This window comes from Rathayibacter sp. AY2B3, from assembly GCF_002931755.1.
In the GTDB taxonomy this organism is placed as follows: Bacteria; Actinomycetota; Actinomycetes; order Actinomycetales; family Microbacteriaceae; genus Rathayibacter.
In genome coordinates, this window is record NZ_PSUG01000020.1 from 43,655 (window position 1) to 60,676 (window position 17,022).

Below are 17,022 nucleotides of genomic sequence, written 5' to 3' on the forward strand. Positions count from 1 at the left end.
AGGTGGCCCCATGACCGCGCCCGCACCGTTCCTCCCCGTCGATCCGCCGCCGCGCCTGCTCATGGGCCCGGGCCCGATCAACGCCGATCCGCGCGTCCTGCGCGCGATGTCGGCGCAGCTCGTCGGGCAGTACGACCCGTTCATGACGGCGACGATGACGGAGACGCAGGAGCTGTACCGGCAGGTGTTCCGCACCCGCAACGAGAAGACGATGCTCGTCGACGGCACGAGCCGTGCCGGCATCGAGGCGGCCCTGGTCTCGATGCTGGAGCCGGGCGACCGCGTGCTCGTGCCGGTCTTCGGGCGGTTCGGGCACCTCCTCCGCGAGATCGCGGAGCGCTGCGGCGCGGAGGTGCACGTGATCGAGGCCGAGTGGGGGCAGGTCTTCCCCGTCTCGGCGATCGCGGAGGCCCTGGCCCGGGTGAAGCCGAAGATGCTGGCCGTGGTCCACGGCGACACGTCGACCACCATGGCGCAGCCGCTGGAGGAGCTCGGCGCCCTCTGCGAGAAGCACGGCGCCCTCTTCTACACCGACGTCACCGCCTCCCTCGCGGGCAACGCCTTCGCGACCGACGAGCTCGGGCTCGACGCGGTCACCGCGGGGCTCCAGAAGTGCCTGGGCGGCCCGTCCGGATCGGCGCCGGTCACCTTCTCGGAGAAGGCCGTCGCGGTGATCGAGTCGCGCAAGAGCATCGAGGCCGGGATCCGCGACGAGGGCGACGCCGTCAGCGCCCGCCGCGTCCGCTCCAACTACTTCGACCTCGGCATGGTCTTCGACTACTGGGGGCCGCGGCGCCTCAACCACCACACCGAGGCGACCACGATGCTCTACGGCGCGCGCGAGTGCGCCCGCATCGTCGTCGAGGAGGGCCTGGACGAGACGGTCGCCCGCCACGCGCTTCACGGCTCGGCGATGCTCGCCGGCGTCCGCGGCCTCGGCCTCGAGGTGTTCGGCGACGTCGGGCACAAGATGACGAACGTCGTCGCGGTGCACATCCCGCAGGGCGTGAACGGGGACGCGGTGCGCGGGGAGATGCTCTCCGACTTCGGCATCGAGATCGGAACGTCCTTCGGCCCGCTGCACGGGAAGGTCTGGCGCATCGGCACGATGGGCTACAACGCCCGGACGGACGCGGTGCTGACCACCCTGGCGACGCTGGAGGCGGTGCTGCGCCGCGCGGGTGCCTCCGTGCCGGTGGGCGGCGGAGTCGCAGGAGCCTACGAGGTCTACGGGGCGGCACGGGCATGACCGGCACCACCACGGACCCCACCACCACGGACCCCGCCGCCACGACCGCGGCCCCCGTCGCGACCGCCCTCGATGCCGCCGCGATCATGGCCCGCTGCGACGAGCTCGCCGCGGTCTCCTCCAGCCGCGACGGCATCGAGCGGGTCTACCTCTCGCCCGAGCACGCCCGGGTGAACGCGATGGCCGCGCGCTGGATGACCGAGGCCGGCATGCGCACCTGGCAGGACGCGGCCGGCAACCAGTGCGGCCGCTACGAGGGCGCCACTCCGGGACTCCCGGCGCTCCTGCTCGGCTCGCACCTCGACACCGTCCCCGACGCGGGCCGCTACGACGGGATCCTCGGCGTGATGCTCGCGATCGCCGTGGTCTCGCGTCTGCACGGGGCGGGCCGGCGCCTGCCGTTCGCCGTCGAGGTCGTCGCGTTCGGCGACGAGGAGGGCACCCGCTTCGGCACGGCGCTCCTCGGCTCCCGCGCCCTCGCCGGCACCTGGGACGAGCACTGGTGGGAGCTCGCGGACGCCGACGGGACGACGCTCGTCGAGGCGTTCCACGAGTTCGGGCTGGACCCCTCGCGCATCCGCACCGCCGCGCGCGACGCGCAGGACGTGCTCGCCTACCTCGAAGCGCACATCGAGCAGGGCCCCTACCTGGAGGAGGCGGACCGCGCCCTCGCCGTGGTCTCCTCGATCGCGGGCGCCCGCCGCTTCGCGCTCACCCTCACCGGCAAGGCCGGGCACGCGGGCGGAGTCCCGCTCGACCGCCGCCGCGACGCGCTCACCGGAGCGGCCGAGGCCGTGCTCGCGGTCGAGCGGATCGCGCGGGAGCAGGGCGTGATCGCCACCGTCGGCCGGCTCGAGACCTTCCCGGGCGCGGTCAACGTCATCCCGGGCCGGGTCGAGTTCAGCCTCGACCTCCGCGCCGAGACCGACGCCCAGCGCGACGCGGCGTGGGACGCCGTCGAGCACGCGATGTCGGAGTCGGCGTCGCGCCGCCGTCTCGCGCTGACGGTGGAGGAGACGCACTCGGCCCCCGCGGTCGTCGCCTCCTCGCGGCTCCAGGACGTCGTGCGCGCGGGCATCCGCGCGACCGGGGACGCGGAGCCGATGGTGCTGTTCTCCAAGGCAGGCCACGACGCGATGGCGGTCGCCGACCTCGCCGAGTACGCGATGCTCTTCCTCCGCTGCGAGGGCGGCGTCAGCCACCACCCGGACGAGAACGTGACGGAGGCCGACGTCGCGACGGCGCTCGACGCGTTCGAGGCGGCCGTCCTGGCGCTCGCCGACGGGACGCCGACCGCGTGACTCCCGCCCCCGCCCCCTCGACGAGCATCGGCTACCGCATCGATGCCGGCTACGCCGCGCTCTCGCGGCAGGAGCAGCGGGCGGCCGACTTCATCCTCGACCACCTCGGCGACCTGGCCGTCTACACGGCGACCGAGCTCGCCCAGCACAGCGGAGTGTCCAAGGCCACGGTCTCGCGGCTGTTCCGCCGCCTGGGGTTCTCGAATTCGCAGGAGGTGCGCGAGCACGCCCGGGCGCTCCGGTCCTCCGGTGTCCCGGTCGGTCCCGCGCAGGGGCAGGGGGATCCGCTCGCCGCGCACCTCGAGGGCGAGCGGGCGAACCTGGCCCGGCTGGCCTCCGCGTTCGGCGGCGGGCGGCTGGAGGAGGCGGTGCGGCTGATCGCGGGAGCGCGCGAGGTCGTCGTGATCGGACTGCGCAACAGCTACCCGGTGGCGCTGCACCTGCGCCAGCAGCTCGCGCAGGCGCGCGGACGCGTCCGGATCGCCCCGCAGCCCGGCCAGTCGCTCGGCGAGGAGCTCGAGGGCCTCGGAGCCGACGACGTCGTGGTGCTGGTCGGCTTCCGCCGCCGCCCCGCCTCCTTCGCCGCCCTGATCGGGACGCTCGCCGCGCGCGAGGTGCCCGTGGTGCTCCTCGCGGATCCGCCCGCTCGGCGCTACGCGGAGCACGCGGCGGTCTGGCTGGAGTGCCCGGTCGACAGCGGCACGGCGCTGGACAGCTACGCGGCGGCGATGAGCGCGGTCGCGCTCGTGGCCTCCGGAGTGCTCGGCGCGTCCCCGAGGGAGTCGCGCGAGCGGATCGCCGGGATCAGCACGGCCTACGCGGAGCTCGCGGAGCTGGAGGACCGGCCGTGAGCGAGGCCGCGGAGCTGATCCGCGCGCACGCCAAGGATCCCGTCGGGCAGGCCGACCCGACTCCGTCCCTCGGCCGGGCCGAGCTGATCACCCCCACCTGCGGCGACCGGATCGAGCTGCGCGTCGACGGCGGCGCGGAGCAGGTGCGCCTCGCCTGGAGCGGACGGGGGTGCGAGGTCTCTCGGGGATCCGCGTCGCTGCTCGTGGACGGTCTCGACGGGCGGCCGGCGTCGGCGGTGCGGGAGCGGATCGACGCGTTCCTCGCGGCGATGGCGCACCGGGAGGGCGCTCTCGCCGGCGAGGAGCAGGCGCTGCTCGCGGTGGCGGCCAACCCCGTCCGCTCGGTCTGCGCGACCCTGGCCTGGCGGGCGCTGGCCGCCGCTCTCGACGATGCGGGCCTGGTGTGAGCGGCTCAGTCCGGCCCGTCGCGGTCGGCTCCCGACCACAGGTCGCCGCACTCGACTCCGAGCGCGCCCCTCGCGCGCAGCAGGTCGCGCGCGCCGGAGTCGCCGTGCACGCCCTCGAGGAGCTCCGGCCAGTGGTCTCGTCCCAGCAGCACCGGATGACCGGGCCGGCCGCGGAAGACCGCGCGGGCGAGCACGTCCGGCGCGACCGGCGCCTCCGCGAGCAGCCGCGCCCCCACGCTCGGCGGCTCCGCGGGCAGGTCGACCAGGGCGACCAGCGCGGCGACGCCCTCGGCGGCGGCGAGACCCGCGCGGAGCGACGCCGACAGGCCGGTCTCCCACTTCGCCGCGACGACCACGTCCGCGGACGGCGGCACCAGGAGGCGCGCCCGTCCGGCCTCCGCGCCCAGGACGACGAGCACCCGCCCGCAGCCGACCGCGCGGAGCCTCTCGACGGCCCGCTCCACCCAGGGCACTCCCGCCGCGTCGCGCCGCAGCGCCTTCGGGCCGCCCGCCCGGCGCCCCGCGCCCGCCGCGAGCACCAGCCCGACGAGGTCCCGACTCCCGACCAGATCCATCCGACCATCGTGCCGCAGGCCGAGCCCCTGCTCCGCCGGACGAAGGAGACCGCATGACCGACACCCGATCCGAGACCGCGCGCGACGTGCTGCTCGCGTGCCTCGCCGTCCCGCGCTGGGCCGACGAGGTCGCCTCCGGCGCGCCCTACCCTTCGGCCGACGCGCTGGCCGACGCGGCCGAGCGGGCCGCGCACACGCTCACCGAGGAGGAGGTGGAGGCGGCGCTGGCCGACCACCCTCGGATCGGGGAGCGGCACGCGGGCGCGGGGCGCTCCTCCGCGTTCTCGGCCGCGGAGCAGGCGGCGAGCCGCACCGGCGACGAGGAGCTGACCCGGAGGCTGCTGGCCGGCAACCGCGCCTACGAGGAGCGGTTCGGGCGCGTGTTCCTCCTCCGCGCGGCCGGTCGCGGCCGGGCCGAGGTCGTCGCGGAGCTGGAGCGGAGGCTCGGGCTCGACGACGAGACGGAGGCGCGCATCGTCGCGGAGCAGCTGAGGGAGATCACGGTGCTGCGGGTCCGCGGGCTCGACGACGGGCGCCTGGTCCGGGTGGAGGCGGCACGATGAGCGGGCACGCCAGCCGCGTCACCACCCACGTGCTGGACGCCGTCCACGGCCGCCCCGCGCGCGGCGTCCCAGTGGCACTCGACGCCCGCGTCGGATCGGGCTGGGAGCGCCTCGCCGAGGCCCGCACCGACGACGACGGCCGCGTCGCGGCCTTCGGCCCGGAGCGGCTGGCGGCCGGGGTCCACCGGGTCGTCTTCGACACCGGCACCTGGTTCGCCGCCTCGGGCACCGAGACGTTCTACCCCGAGGTCGTCGTCGCGTTCCGCCTCGACGACGAGGACGCGCACTTCCACATCCCGCTCCTGCTCAGCCCCTTCGCCTACTCGACCTACCGGGGCAGCTGATGCAGCTCCAGGACGTCCTCGACGCGCCGCAGCTGCGGCTGCACGTGCTGGTCGCCGGCGACGGAGCGCTCGCGCGGCCGGTCGACGGCATCTTCACGACCGATCTCCTCGATCCGCGCCGCTACATCTCGCGCGACCAGCTGGTGCTGACCGGTCTGGTCTGGCGCCGGGACGCCCAGGACAGCGCGGCCTTCGTCGCCGCGGTCGCGGACTCCGGCGCCAGCGCTCTGCTCGCGGGCGAGGGGCTGCTGGGCTTCGTGCCGGACGACCTCGTCGTCGCCTGCCGCGCGCACGACGTCCCGCTGATCGCCGTGCCGGCCGACGTGTCGTTCGGAGCGATCACGGAGCACCTCTCGAACGCCCTCGCCGGCGACCGCGTGGCCCGGCTGACGGCCGCGCTCGCCCGCCAGCGGGAGCTGCTGACCGAGGTCTACCGGGGGCAGCGGCTCGACGAGCTCGTCGCGCGCACCTCCCGAGAGCTCGGACTCCCGGTGTCGGTGCTGACCGCCACCGGCCGGACCGCGGCCTCCGCCTCGCCCCTCGGGCTGGGCGAGATCGAGCGGGTCGTCCACGCGGCGCTCACCGCCCGGCGCAGCCCGGTCGTGGTCCCGGACGCCCGCGGCGGCGCGCTGTCGGTCCTCACCGTCGCCGGCGCGGGCGAGCACCGCGCCACCTCCTGGCTGGTCGTCGTCGGGGGCGACTGGAACGACTGGCCCGCCGCGGTCCTCGACGCCGTGACCGAGCTCGCCGGAGTCGTGGGGGTCTACCGGCTGCAGCGGGAGGCGGCGCTCTCGGCCGACTCCGCTCTCGCCGACCGCCTGCTCGAGCTCGTCGAGGAGGACAGCGAGCAGCCCGAGGCTGCGGTGTACCTGCGGCAGCTCGGACTCGGCGGCGCCGGGCGGTGCGCCGTGGTCGCCGCCGAGTTCGAGGGGGACGCGCCCCCGGACCTGGCGCGCCGGGTGCTGGTGGACGCCGCCGCGCACCTGGGTCGAGCCGTGGTCGGACGCGACGCCCAGGGCTGCGCGGTCGCGGTGCTGCCCACCGAGGCGACCGACGCGATCCCGACCGGTGCGGATCCGCTCGCCGTCGTCACCTCGGCGCTCCGACGAGCGGGAGCCGCGTGGCCGGGCGCCGTGCTGCGCGTCGGGACGAGTGCTGCGACTCCGCTGACCGCGCTCGGCGGCGCCCTGCGCTCGGCGCGCTACGGGATGCTGCTGCCGGGCTCTCCGGGCGACGACGCGCCCGTGCGGATCAGCGACTCCGGAGAGGTCACCTCCGCCGTGCAGCTGCTGAGCGCGGTCCCCGACCACCTGCGCTCGGTGTTCGTCGAGCTGGTGCTCGGGCGGCTGGTGGAGCACGACGCTCGGTACGGCTCGCAGCTGGTCGCCACGCTCGCCGCGTTCCTCGACTGCGGCGGCTCGTGGGTGCGCACGGCGGAGCAGACGCACCTGCACCTGAACACCGTGCGGTACCGCATCGCGCGGGTGGAGGAGCTGACGCAGCGGGACCTGTCCGACACGGCGGACCGCGCCGACCTGTTCCTGGCGCTGCGGCTGCGCTGACGGCCGGGTGCGCGCGGTCCGCACCGCGCCGCCCCGGCCGGCCCCGTCACTCCGGAGCCGCGATCCGCCTGCCCCGGACGTGCACCGCGGCGATCGCCGGTTCGCGCAGGGTCATCAGCAGGGCGAAGAGCAGCTGGGCCGTCGCCTCCTCCTCGTCGTCCGCGCGGATCCCGTGGGCGAGGACGTCGGCGAGCGGCTCCCACCGGTCGGGCTCGATGCGGAGGAAGTCGGCGTCCTTCCCGGGGTCGAGGCTGCCGAAGCGGTCCTCCTGGTCGAGTGCCCGCGCTCCGGCGAGCGTCGCCGTGAACAGGAGCTCGGCCGGATGCAGGGCGACGGCCGCGTCGCCGGGCTCCGAGAGGTGCACCTTGAAGGCGTCGTTCGCCACTCGCGCCAGCAGCCATTCGTCGCCCGCGCCCACGTCCGTGCCGAGAGCGACGGTGACTCCGGAGGCGACGGTCCGGCGCCAGGGCATGGTGCCGGAGCCGAGGAACTGCTGCGAGGTCGGGCAGTGGGCGATCGAGGTGCCGGTCTCCGCCATCCGGTGCAGCTCCGCGTCCTGGCAGTGCACGGCGTGGGCGAGGATCGTGCGCGGCCCGAGGAGCGAGGAGCCGCCGCGCGCGGAGCCGGGCAGGAAGAGCCCGTCGTAGGTGTCGAGGTAGCTTCGGGTGCCGTACGAGCCGAGGACCGCGGCGATCTCGCCGTCCCCGGGCCGGTCGTTCTCGTTGAGGTGGCTGTGCACGTAGACGCCGAGCCCTCGGACGTCGTCGTAGAGGTCGCCGAGCGCACCGAGGGTCCGAGGAGTGACGGACAGCGAGAACCGCGGGACGAGTGCGACCTGCAGGAGCGGGTCCCTCCCGTGCCAGCGGGCGATCTCCTCCGACGCGAGCGTCAGCGCCTCGTCCTCCGACGTGATCAGGGGAGCCGCCGAGGCCGGCCCCGTGGTCTGGATGCCGCGCCCCGACACGATCCGCAGCCCCGCCTCGCGGGTGCGCTCGAAGAGGGCGTCCTGCGCCGCCGGGAACGCGGAGCCGAAGACCATCGCGGCGGTCGTGCCCGCAGCCACCCGCCGCCGGGTGAAGGCGCGCGCGACGACGTCGGCGAAGTCCGGGTCGGCGAGCCGCGCCTCCGCCGGGAACACCGTCCGGTCGAGCCACTCGAGCAGCTGGCCGCCGCCGAAGCCGTCGGTCGAGAACGTCTGGGGGAAGTGCACGTGCGCGTCGACGAAGCCGGGCAGCAGGATCGACGCCGCGTCGCCGGAGACCGGCAGGAGCGCGTAGCGGCCCGGCAGCTCGCCGTACGGACCGACCCAGGCGATCGTGCCGTCGTCGTCCACCGCGAGTGCGCCGTCCGGGATCGACACCAGCGACTCCTGCGCGGTCTCGAGAGTCGCGCTCCCGGAGACGTGCAGGACGTGCCCCCGGTGGACGCCCCCGGCGCCGGTCACACCAGGCCCGTGTAGGCGGTCCAGGCGGATCCCGCGGGCGGCGCGTCGTCGCGGGTGACACTCGCTTGGATCAGCCCGTAGGGGCGGTCGTCGGCGTGGAAGACCTCGTTGTCGTTCTCGACGCCGAAGGGCGAGAGGTCGTAGACGAAGTGGTGCTTGTTCGGCGCGGAGAGCCGGATCTCGACGATCTGCGGGTACTCCTCCAGCACCGCCCTCCCCATCTCGAAGAGCGTCTGCTGGAGGGCGAGCGAGTGCACGGTCGCGAAGCGGCTGGTCATCAGCGCCTTGACGCCCGCGTAGACCGCCTCCCAGTCCATCGCCGCGATCTCGCCCTCGGTCAGGGCGAAGCGCCACTTCGCGACCAGCGACGTCGCCATCACCCGGTCGTTCGTCGGCTGGAGGACCGTGTAGGGGTCGGTGAGGAAGCCGTGGAACTCGCTCCCCGTGGACTTGAGGATCGTGAGGTCCTTGAAGCCGCCGGTGATCCAGATCCGCCGCTCGTCGCCCGAGCCCTCGACCGTCACCGACGCGATCCGCGTCTCCTGGCCCTTCCGGACCCAGGTGTGGTCGTGCTCGCGCCCGTCCACCAGCACGCGCTCCCAGGCGAACTCCTCGATCTCGATGCGGGCGCCGTGGACGGGCGCGTAGCCGTCGACGAAGTGGCGGGCGAGCTCGAGGCCGTAGGGCTCGATCGAGCGCAGGCCCTTCTCCTTCGCGAAGGCGTACGCGGTCTGCTTCTGCGTGTCCGTGGGCAGGACGGCCGACTGGTCGCCCTCGCGGTGCGCGGCCTCGAAGTCGCCGCGGAGGGCGGTGGAGACGTTGACGTCGTGGATCTCGTGCCGCGGGGTCTCGCGGTAGATCCGCACGACGCGGTTCTCGGCCTTCCCGTACTGGTGGTCCCCGAGGATGATCGACATGTCCGCTCCTGTCCGTTCACTGCGGCCGGGCCGCACGTGGTTCCCGTCCGGCTCGAGGCTCCTTCGAGCCCGTCCGCCAGCTTCGCGCCTGACGGACGCTCCGCGCATCGGCGGAGCGACCCGAGTCGCCGTCTCCGCGTCCCCGAGTCTTGTGCGATCCGCCCGCTCCGCGGCTCCGACCCGCCTCCGTTCACATACTGGAAACGTGCCGATGACACGGGGTCGCCGATGAGCGGCGGGCCTCCCCGAGGTGTCGTCGCCAGGGGTGCAGGGATCGGCGGTCGAGGTCAGGGGCGGGTGAGGAGGCGCCCGGCGGGCGGGACCGTCTCGGCGGTGACGCGGCGGCCGCCGACCCAGGTGGCGGCGACGGTGCCGCGGAGGACGCGGCCCTCGTAGGCCGAGACGGGGTTCCGGTGCGAGAGGGCGTCGACGTCCACGCGCCACTGCGCCTCCGGGTCGAAGGCGACCAGGTCGGCGTCGGAGCCCGCGTGCAGCAGCCCCTTCTGGCCGAGCCCGGCGAACGCGGCGGTCGCCGTGGACATCCAGGCGACGACCTGCTCGAGCGGGATGCCCCGCTCGCGGGCCCCGGTCCAGACCGCGCGGAAGCTCAGCTCGAGCCCGGAGATCCCGCCCCAGGCGATGCCGAAGTCGCCGCCCGCGGGGAGCTTCAGCTCGGCGGTGGCGGGGGAGTGGTCCGACGCGATGATGTCGATCGTCCCGTCGAGCAGCCCCTTCCAGAGCAGCTCGCGGTTGCGCTCGTCGCGGATCGGCGGGCAGCACTTGAACTGCGTGCCGCCGTCGGGGATCGAGCCGGCGTCGAAGGTGAGGTAGTGCGGGCAGGTCTCGGCGGTGATCGGCAGCCCCTCGGCCTTCGCCTCGCGCAGGAGCGGCAGTGCATCGGCGGAGGAGAGGTGCAGGATGTGCGCGCGGCAGCCGGTCTCGCGGACGGCCTCGATCACGTGCAGGATCGCGCTGCGCTCGGAGGCGGGCGGGCGGGAGTCGACGAATGCGCCGTAGGAGGCGCCGGGCTCCAGCGCGCTCGCCTCCAGCTCGGCCGGGTCCTCGGCGTGCACGATCAGCAGTCCGTCGAATCCGGCGATCTCGCGCATCGCCTCGACGAGCTGCTCCCGGCTCAGCTGCGGGAACTCGTCCACGCCGCTCGGTGAGAGGAAGCACTTGAAGCCGAAGACGCCCGCGTCGTGCAGCTCGCGCAGCGTGCCGAGGTTCGAGGGGATCGCCCCGCCCCAGAAGCCGACGTCCACCTGCGCCTGCGGCCCGGCCGCCGCGCGCTTGGCCTCGAGCCCCGCCACCGTGGTGGTCGGCGGGATCGAGTTCAGCGGCATGTCGATGATCGTGGTGACGCCCCCGGCAGCGGCCGCGCGGGTGGCGGAGGCGAAGCCCTCCCACTCCGTGCGGCCCGGCTCGTTGACGTGCACGTGGGTGTCGACGATCCCCGGGATCAGGACCTGGCCCTCGGGGAGGACGATCTCCTCCGTGGTGCGCCAGGGGGCGTCCCGCTCGCCGACCGCGACGATCAGGCCCTCGGCGATCGCGATGCTGGCCGGACGCCGGCCGTTCTCGGTCAGCACGTCGGAGGCGCGGATCACGAGGTCGAGGAAGGGAGCGTCGTCAGGCATGGATCGACCCTATACTCGGCATGTTTCCTGCGTGTGAGCGCCCGTCGGCGGCTCCGCTCGGCCTCCTCGCAGCCCCCGCGCCGTCGCCTCCCGTCCGTGCCGCAGCCGTGGCGCCGTCGCCCTCCGTCCCTGCCGCAGCCGTGGCGCCGTCGCCCTCCCGTCCGAGAAGAGGAGACCGTCGTGCTCGACATCGCCGCCGCCCTGCTCGATCGCGTCGAGGCGGGCGGGAGCGTCGCCGTCGTCACCGTCACGCACGTGTTCGGCTCGGCTCCCCGCGCTCTGGGCTCCTCCATGGCGGTCGACGCCGAGGGGCGCGCGATCGGCTCGATCTCCGGCGGCTGCGTCGAGGCGCAGGCGTACGCCCTGGCGCAGGAGGTGCTCGGCACCTCGGGCAGCGCGTCCGAGCACTTCGGCTTCGACGACGAGGCCGCCTTCGCCGCGGGCCTGTCCTGCGGAGGGCAGCTGCGCGTGTTCGGCCAGGTCGTCGACTCCGGCTCCATCGCGGTCCTCGCCGAGCTGCGCGCCGCCCGCGCCGGCCGCTCGGCCGCGCTGGCCGTCGTCGTCGGCGGTCCGGAGGAGCTGGTCGGCCTCGTCCTCACCGGAGCGACGCGCCTCCAGGACGTCGTCGGCCCGCACCTGGACGAGGACACCGCCCGTCGGATCCTCGCCGAGCGCGAGGCGCGCCTCGCCTCCGGCCGCTCGGCCACGGTCGAGACCGCCTGCCGGGGCGCGGAGCTGGAGGTCGCCTACGTCGTGCACGCCGAGCGGCCGCGCCTGCTGATCTTCGGCGCCGTCGACTTCTCCGCTGCGCTCTGCTCCGCCGGGTCCCTGCTCGGCTACCGCGTGACCGTCTGCGACGCACGTCCGGTGTTCGCGACCGCCGAGCGCTTCCCCGGCGCCGACGAGGTCGTCGTCGAGTGGCCGTCCGACCACCTCGCCCGCACCGAAGTGGACTCCCGCACGGTGATCGCGGTGCTCACCCACGACGAGAAGTTCGACATCCCGCTGCTCGAGACCGCGCTCGTGCTCCCGGTCGCCTACGTCGGCGCGATGGGATCGCGGCGCACCCACGAGCGGCGGCTGCGGCTGCTGCGCGAGGCGGGAGTGACGGAGGAGGCGCTCGCCCGCCTGCACTCGCCGATCGGCCTGGACATCGGGGCGTCGACTCCGGAGGAGACGGCCGTGTCGATCCTCGCGGAGGTCCTCGCCGCGCGCACGGGGACGTCGGGGGAGCCGCTCGCGGGGCGCTCGGGGCCGATCCACGCTGCGCGCTGAGCGGTGGCCCTGAGCGTTGGCCCTGAGCGGCGGCCCTGAGCGGTCTGCAGGCCCCTGCGCGATCTGCAGGGGTGAGTGCCGTGTGCAGGGGTATGTGCGATTCGCAGGGGTATGTGCGATTTGCAGGGGATGCTGCTCGTTCTCGACCGATCGCGCGGAAGGATGGGCCTTGAGGCGCGCATCCCCTGCAAATCGCACGCGCCCGTCCTGCAGACGGCACTTCCTCCTGCGAATCGCACACTCCGCCCCTGCACACGGCGCACACTCCTGCCGATCGCACACCCTCCTGCGAATCGCACACTCCGGTCCTGCAGATCGCACGCGACCCTCCTGCGGATGGCACAGCGTCCTGCAGATCGCACAGCCCCCTCCTGCGGATGGCACAGCATCCTGCGGATGGCACAGCATCCTGCAGATCGCACGCGCCCCCTCTTGCAGACGGCACGCGCTCCTGCAGATCGCACGCGGCCCTCCTGCGGATGGCACAGCATCCTGCGGATGGCACAGCATCCTGCAGATCGCGCGCGCCCCCTCCTGCAGACGGCACGCGCTCCTGCAGATCGCGCGCCCCTGGGGTAACGGCCGTGAAACACCGCGGTGCCATGCTCAGGGCATGCAGCGCCACGTCCTCACCGGAGCCCATGTCGCCACCGTCGACGCACTTGGCACCGAGCACCCCGGCGGTCATGTCGTCGTCGACGACTCCCGCATCGTCGCGGTCGGCGCCGGCGCCCCTCCGGCCTGGGCCCTCGACGGGCGCTCTCCCACCGGCGGGCCCGCCCACGAGCCGATCACGCTCACCCGGATCGACGGCCGCGGCCACCTCCTCACGCCCGGCCTCGTCAACACGCACCACCACCTCTACCAGTGGCTCACCCGCGGCTGGGCGCAGGACTCGATCCTCTTCGACTGGCTGGTCGCGCTCTACCCCGCGTGGTCCCGGATCGACGCCGATCTGACCCGCTCCGCCGCCCTCGGCGCGATGGGCGTCCTCGCCCGGTCCGGCTGCAGCACCGTCGCCGACCACCACTACGTCTTCCCGCGGGGCTCCGGCGACATCGTCGGCGGCATCGTGGACGCGGCCGCCACCCTCGGGCTCCGGCTGCACGCGACCCGCGGGTCGATGGACCTCGGCGAGTCGAGGGGCGGCCTCCCGCCGGACTTCGCCGTCGAGACCACCGCTGCCGCGCTGCAGGCGAGCGGAGAGGCGGTCCAGCGGTACCACGACGCCTCCGCCGACGCGATGGTGCGGGTCGCGATCGCACCGTGCTCGCCCTTCTCGGTGACCACCGACCTGCTGCGGGAGTCGGCCGTCCTCGCCCGTCAGCTCGGAGTCCGGCTGCACACCCACGGCTCCGAGACCGTGGAGGAGGACGCCTACACGCGGGAGGCGTTCGGCCTCTCGCCCACCGACCACCTGGAGTCGCTCGGCTGGCTCGGCGACGACGTCTGGATGGCGCACTGCGTCCACCTCGATTCCGATGCGATCGCGAAGTTCGCGGCCACGGGCACCGGAGTCGCTCACTGCCCGTCCTCGAACGGCCGGCTCGCGGCGGGCATCGCGCCGATCCCGCAGCTGTTGGCCGCGGGAGCACCGGTCGGCCTCGGCGTGGACGGCGCGGCGTCGAACGAGTCGGGGCAGCTCGGCTCCGAGATCCGCGCCGCGGTGCTGATGAACCGCCTGCGCGCCGGCGCCGACCGGATGAGCGCCCGCCAGGCCCTCTCGGTCGCCACAATCGGCGGGGCGCGGGTCCTGGGCCGTCAGGACGAGATCGGCTCTATCGAGGTGGGCAAGCTCGCCGACCTCGCCCTCTGGCGGATCGACGGGATCGAGCACGCGGGCATCGCGGATCCGGTCGCGGCGCTCGCGCTCGGTGCGCAGCCCCCGCTGAGCCTGCTCCTGGTGCAGGGCCGCCCCACGGTCCGGGAGGGCCGGCTGGTGAACGCGGACGAGGACGCGATCGCCCGCGAGGTGGCTCGGGCGAGCGCGGAGCTCGCGTCGCGGGTCTGAGCGGCGGATCACAGCAGGCGGGCCTCACCGGGTCGCGCCGCGCATCCGCTTCGTCGCCCTCAGCCGGGAGGCGCCCCCGCCTCGACGGTCGCGACCGGTGCCGTATCCGGATGGAGGAGCCGCCAGACGCGGTCGCGGGACAGCGGCAGCTCGGTGGGCCGGACGCCGATCGCGTCCCGGACGGCGTTCGCGAGCGCGGGGGCGACCGGGTTGTAGGGCGCCTCGCTCATCGACTTCGCCCCGAACGGCCCGAGGTCGTCGGCCGTGTCCGCGAAGTAGACCTCGGTCTCGGGCACGTCCGCCATCTGCGGGATGTGGTAGTTCCGCAGGATGGCCGTGGTGACGGTGCCCTCGCCGTCGAGGATCACCTCCTCGTAGAGCGCCGAGCCGATCGCCTGCGCCACTCCGCCCTCGACCTGCCCGCGGCACTGCGCGGGGTTGATCACGAAGCCGGCGTCGGCCGCCTGCACCGACTGCAGGATGCGGACCTCGCCCGTCGGCTCGTGCACCGCGACCCGGAAACCCTGGACGTTGAACGCGAGCGAGCGCTGAGCCCCGTCCTCGGTGCCGGTCGCCGTGACGGGCCCGCCTGCTGCGCGCACCAGGTCGGCGAATCCGACGCGGGTGCCATCGGGGGCGAGCAGGCCCTCGTCGTCGGGCTCGAAGGTCTCGTCGTGCCCGGTCAGCCGCTTGGCGAGCGCCTGCAGGTCGGCCAGGAGGCGCGTCGCGGCCGAGTACACGGCCTTTCCCGCGACGACCGTTCCCGCGCTGCCGAACGCTCCGGTGTCGTAGCGCGCCGCGTCCGTGTCGGACTGCCGGATGCGCACGCGGTCGGCGGAGGCGCGGAAGGCGCTCGCCACCAGCTGCGTGTGCACGGTGGTCGTCCCGTTGCCGAACTCGGCCGTGCCGACGCCGATGGTCAGCACTCCCTCGGCGTCGACGGTGACGGTCGCCTCCGAGAAGTGGCCCCTCGGAGGGATGGTGGCGATCATCGCCAGTGCGGTGCCCTGCCCCGTCCGCCACCCCGGTCCGACGGGGGCGGGGGAGCCGCCGCCGCCGGCCAGAGCCGCCTCGGTGAGGTCGAGGCACTGGTCGAGCCCGTAGGAGGCGAAGCCGATGTCGTCGCCCTCGACGTGCGTGACCACCAGCGGCTCGCCGGGGCGCACCGCGTTGATCCGCCGCAGCTCGAACGGGTCGATCCCGAGCTCACGCGCCAGTTCGTCCATCGCCGATTCGATGCCGAAGATCACCTGCCCGAGGCCGTAGCCGCGGAACGCTCCCGAGGGGAGGTTGTTCGTGTAGACGGCCTGCGCGTCGACGCGTTTGCTGGGCGCGCTGTAGACGGCGACCGACTCGGAGGTGCCGTGGAACATCACGCCCGGTCCGTGGTTGCCGTAGGCGCCGGTGTCCGAGAGCACGTCCACGGCGAGGGCGGTCAGCCGTCCGTCGCGCCGGGCGCCGAGCGTGACGCCGACCCGCATCGGGTGTCGGCAGGGGGCCATCGTGAACTCGTCGCTCCGGGTGAACTCGAACTGCACAGGCCGACCGGTGGCGAGCACGGCGAGGGCGACGACGTCCTCCGTCAGGATCTCCTGCTTGCCGCCGAAGCCGCCGCCCACCCGTGCCGTGAAGACGCGGACGGTCGACGGATCGCGGTCGAACAGGCGCGCGATCTCGTCGCGCACGAGGAAGGGCACCTGCGTCGAGGTCCGCAGCACCAGCTCTCCGCCCTCCATCCAGCCGATGGTCCCGTGAGTCTCCAGCGCCGTGTGCGCGACGCGGGAGGTCGAGTAGCGGCCCTCGACGACCACGTCGGCCTCCGCGAGTCCGGCGGCCACGTCCCCGTACTCGCCGTGGAGCTCCGCGACGACGTTCGCCTCCGGCCGGGCGATGCGCGAGGCGATCGGGTCCTTGTCGGCGTGCAGGAGCGGCGCACCGGGGGAGCGCGCCTCCTCCGGGTCGAAGACGGCGGGCAGCACCTCGTAGTCGATTTCGACGGCGCGGCAGGCCGCCTCCGCCTCGGCCACCGACTCCGCGACCACCACGGCGACACGCTGCCCGCGGAACCGGACGACCGTGTCGAGCATGCGGGTGTCGTCCGGGTCGTCGAGCCGGGACTCGTGGCGGGCGGTGGAGTAGAGGACGTCCGGAACGTCCTCGGCGGTCAGGACCGCGACGACGCCCGGCATCGCGCGGGCGGTGGTCGTGTCGATCGAGCGGAGGCGCGCGTGGGCGTGCGGGCTCTGGACGACCTTCAGGTGCAGCAGGCCGGGCACGGCGACGTCGAGGGTGAACGGCTCGCGGCCCTGGACGATCCGGCGGCCGGCGGGCGCGCCGAGCGAGCGGCCGACCCGCGACTCCTCGGCCGACGGGCGACCCGTGCGGCGGACGGGCGTGAGACCCGACGGCGGGGCCGCGTGCCGCCCGTGACCCGGCGCCTCTCCGCGGTCGGAACCGGACGGCCCGGCCGCGTGCGCGCCGTGCCCGGACGCGCAGGCGCCCGTCACGGCCTCGCGGATGGGACGGTAGCCCGTGCACCGGCAGAGATTGCCCTTCATCAGCCGCGGCACGTCCTCGGCGCGGACTCCGTCGAGCGCCGTGGCCGTGACCACCATGCCGGCCGTGCAGAAGCCGCACTGGAACGCGCCGGCCTCGACGAACGCCTCCTGCACCGCGCTCGGCTCCTCACCCGTGCCGAGGCCGGCCGCAGTCGTCACCTCGCGCCCTTCGACGCGGTGGGCGGGGTAGAGGCAGGAGTGGAACGGCGTCCCGTCGACCAGGACGGAGCAGGCGCCGCAGTCGCCGGCGTCGCACCCCTTCTTCACCTCGAAGTGCTCGTGATCGCGGAGGAGGGTGCGCAGCACCTGGCCCGGGCGGGGGGAGGCG

General features: G+C 74.5%; 14 protein-coding genes. 9 read left to right on the forward strand and 5 right to left on the reverse strand.

The window, feature by feature from the left end; genetic code table 11:
• Positions 1-10: 10 nt before the first annotated feature.
• From C5C24_RS08510 to C5C24_RS08525, 4 genes are read left to right on the forward strand one after another with little or no spacing between them, the layout of a single operon-like run.
• Positions 11-1,249 carry an alanine--glyoxylate aminotransferase family protein gene (locus C5C24_RS08510; RefSeq protein ID WP_258065107.1) on the forward strand — a complete coding sequence of 413 codons (1,239 nt, stop codon included), beginning with the start codon at positions 11-13 and terminating at the stop codon, positions 1,247-1,249.
• Positions 1,246-2,550 carry an allantoate amidohydrolase gene (locus tag C5C24_RS08515; RefSeq protein ID WP_104281503.1) on the forward strand — a complete coding sequence of 435 codons (1,305 nt, stop codon included), beginning with the start codon at positions 1,246-1,248 and terminating at the stop codon, positions 2,548-2,550. The genes C5C24_RS08510 and C5C24_RS08515 overlap by 4 nt, the downstream gene beginning before the upstream one ends.
• Positions 2,547-3,401 carry a MurR/RpiR family transcriptional regulator gene (locus tag C5C24_RS08520; protein ID WP_104304753.1) on the forward strand — a complete coding sequence of 285 codons (855 nt, stop codon included), beginning with the start codon at positions 2,547-2,549 and terminating at the stop codon, positions 3,399-3,401. The genes C5C24_RS08515 and C5C24_RS08520 overlap by 4 nt, the downstream gene beginning before the upstream one ends.
• Complete coding sequence (locus tag C5C24_RS08525; protein ID WP_104304754.1) at positions 3,398-3,808, forward strand: iron-sulfur cluster assembly scaffold protein; 411 nt, start codon at positions 3,398-3,400, stop codon at positions 3,806-3,808. Before C5C24_RS08520 ends, C5C24_RS08525 begins: the two co-directional genes overlap by 4 nt.
• Positions 3,809-3,813: 5 nt before the next feature.
• Here the strand turns inward: C5C24_RS08525 and C5C24_RS08530 are convergent, their stop codons facing one another.
• Positions 3,814-4,383: an NTP transferase domain-containing protein gene (locus tag C5C24_RS08530; RefSeq protein WP_104304755.1), complete on the reverse strand. Its 570-nt coding sequence runs from the start codon at positions 4,381-4,383 to the stop codon at positions 3,814-3,816.
• A 53-nt stretch (positions 4,384-4,436) separates the two neighbouring features.
• Here C5C24_RS08530 and uraD point away from each other — a divergent pair, with 53 nt between their 5' ends.
• Genes uraD through C5C24_RS08545 form a run of 3 tightly spaced genes read left to right on the forward strand, consistent with a single transcriptional unit; the run spans position 4,437 to position 6,852 of the window.
• Entirely contained in the window at positions 4,437-4,946 is a 510-nt protein-coding gene (uraD, locus tag C5C24_RS08535) for a 2-oxo-4-hydroxy-4-carboxy-5-ureidoimidazoline decarboxylase (RefSeq protein WP_104304756.1), read from the forward strand.
• Positions 4,943-5,290, forward strand: coding sequence for a hydroxyisourate hydrolase (gene uraH / locus C5C24_RS08540; protein WP_104276767.1), 348 nt, complete (start codon positions 4,943-4,945; stop codon positions 5,288-5,290). Before uraD ends, uraH begins: the two co-directional genes overlap by 4 nt.
• Entirely contained in the window at positions 5,290-6,852 is a 1,563-nt protein-coding gene (locus C5C24_RS08545; RefSeq protein ID WP_104304757.1) for a PucR family transcriptional regulator, read from the forward strand. Before uraH ends, C5C24_RS08545 begins: the two co-directional genes overlap by 1 nt.
• Positions 6,853-6,898: 46 nt before the next feature.
• On the opposite strand, the gene C5C24_RS08550 is transcribed toward C5C24_RS08545, so the two are convergent.
• From C5C24_RS08550 to allB, 3 genes are all read right to left on the reverse strand, one after another.
• Complete coding sequence (locus C5C24_RS08550; RefSeq protein WP_104281509.1) at positions 6,899-8,296, reverse strand: amidohydrolase family protein; 1,398 nt, start codon at positions 8,294-8,296, stop codon at positions 6,899-6,901.
• Complete coding sequence (gene pucL, locus C5C24_RS08555; RefSeq protein ID WP_104304758.1) at positions 8,293-9,213, reverse strand: factor-independent urate hydroxylase; 921 nt, start codon at positions 9,211-9,213, stop codon at positions 8,293-8,295. Before pucL ends, C5C24_RS08550 begins: the two co-directional genes overlap by 4 nt.
• A 287-nt stretch (positions 9,214-9,500) precedes the next feature.
• Entirely contained in the window at positions 9,501-10,850 is a 1,350-nt protein-coding gene (gene allB, locus C5C24_RS08560) for an allantoinase AllB (protein WP_104304759.1), read from the reverse strand.
• A 180-nt stretch (positions 10,851-11,030) separates the two neighbouring features.
• Here allB and C5C24_RS08565 point away from each other — a divergent pair, with 180 nt between their 5' ends.
• Both C5C24_RS08565 and C5C24_RS08570 read left to right on the forward strand, forming a co-directional pair.
• On the forward strand, positions 11,031-12,125 hold the full coding sequence (locus C5C24_RS08565) for an XdhC family protein (RefSeq protein WP_104304760.1): 1,095 nt from the start codon (positions 11,031-11,033) through the stop codon (positions 12,123-12,125).
• Positions 12,126-12,738: 613 nt separating this feature from the next.
• On the forward strand, positions 12,739-14,136 hold the full coding sequence (locus C5C24_RS08570) for an 8-oxoguanine deaminase (protein ID WP_104304761.1): 1,398 nt from the start codon (positions 12,739-12,741) through the stop codon (positions 14,134-14,136).
• A gap of 59 nt (positions 14,137-14,195) precedes the next feature.
• Here C5C24_RS08570 and C5C24_RS08575 read toward each other — a convergent pair.
• Positions 14,196-17,022 (reverse strand): molybdopterin cofactor-binding domain-containing protein (locus C5C24_RS08575; protein WP_104304764.1); only part of this gene is annotated, 2,827 nt, incomplete at its 5' end.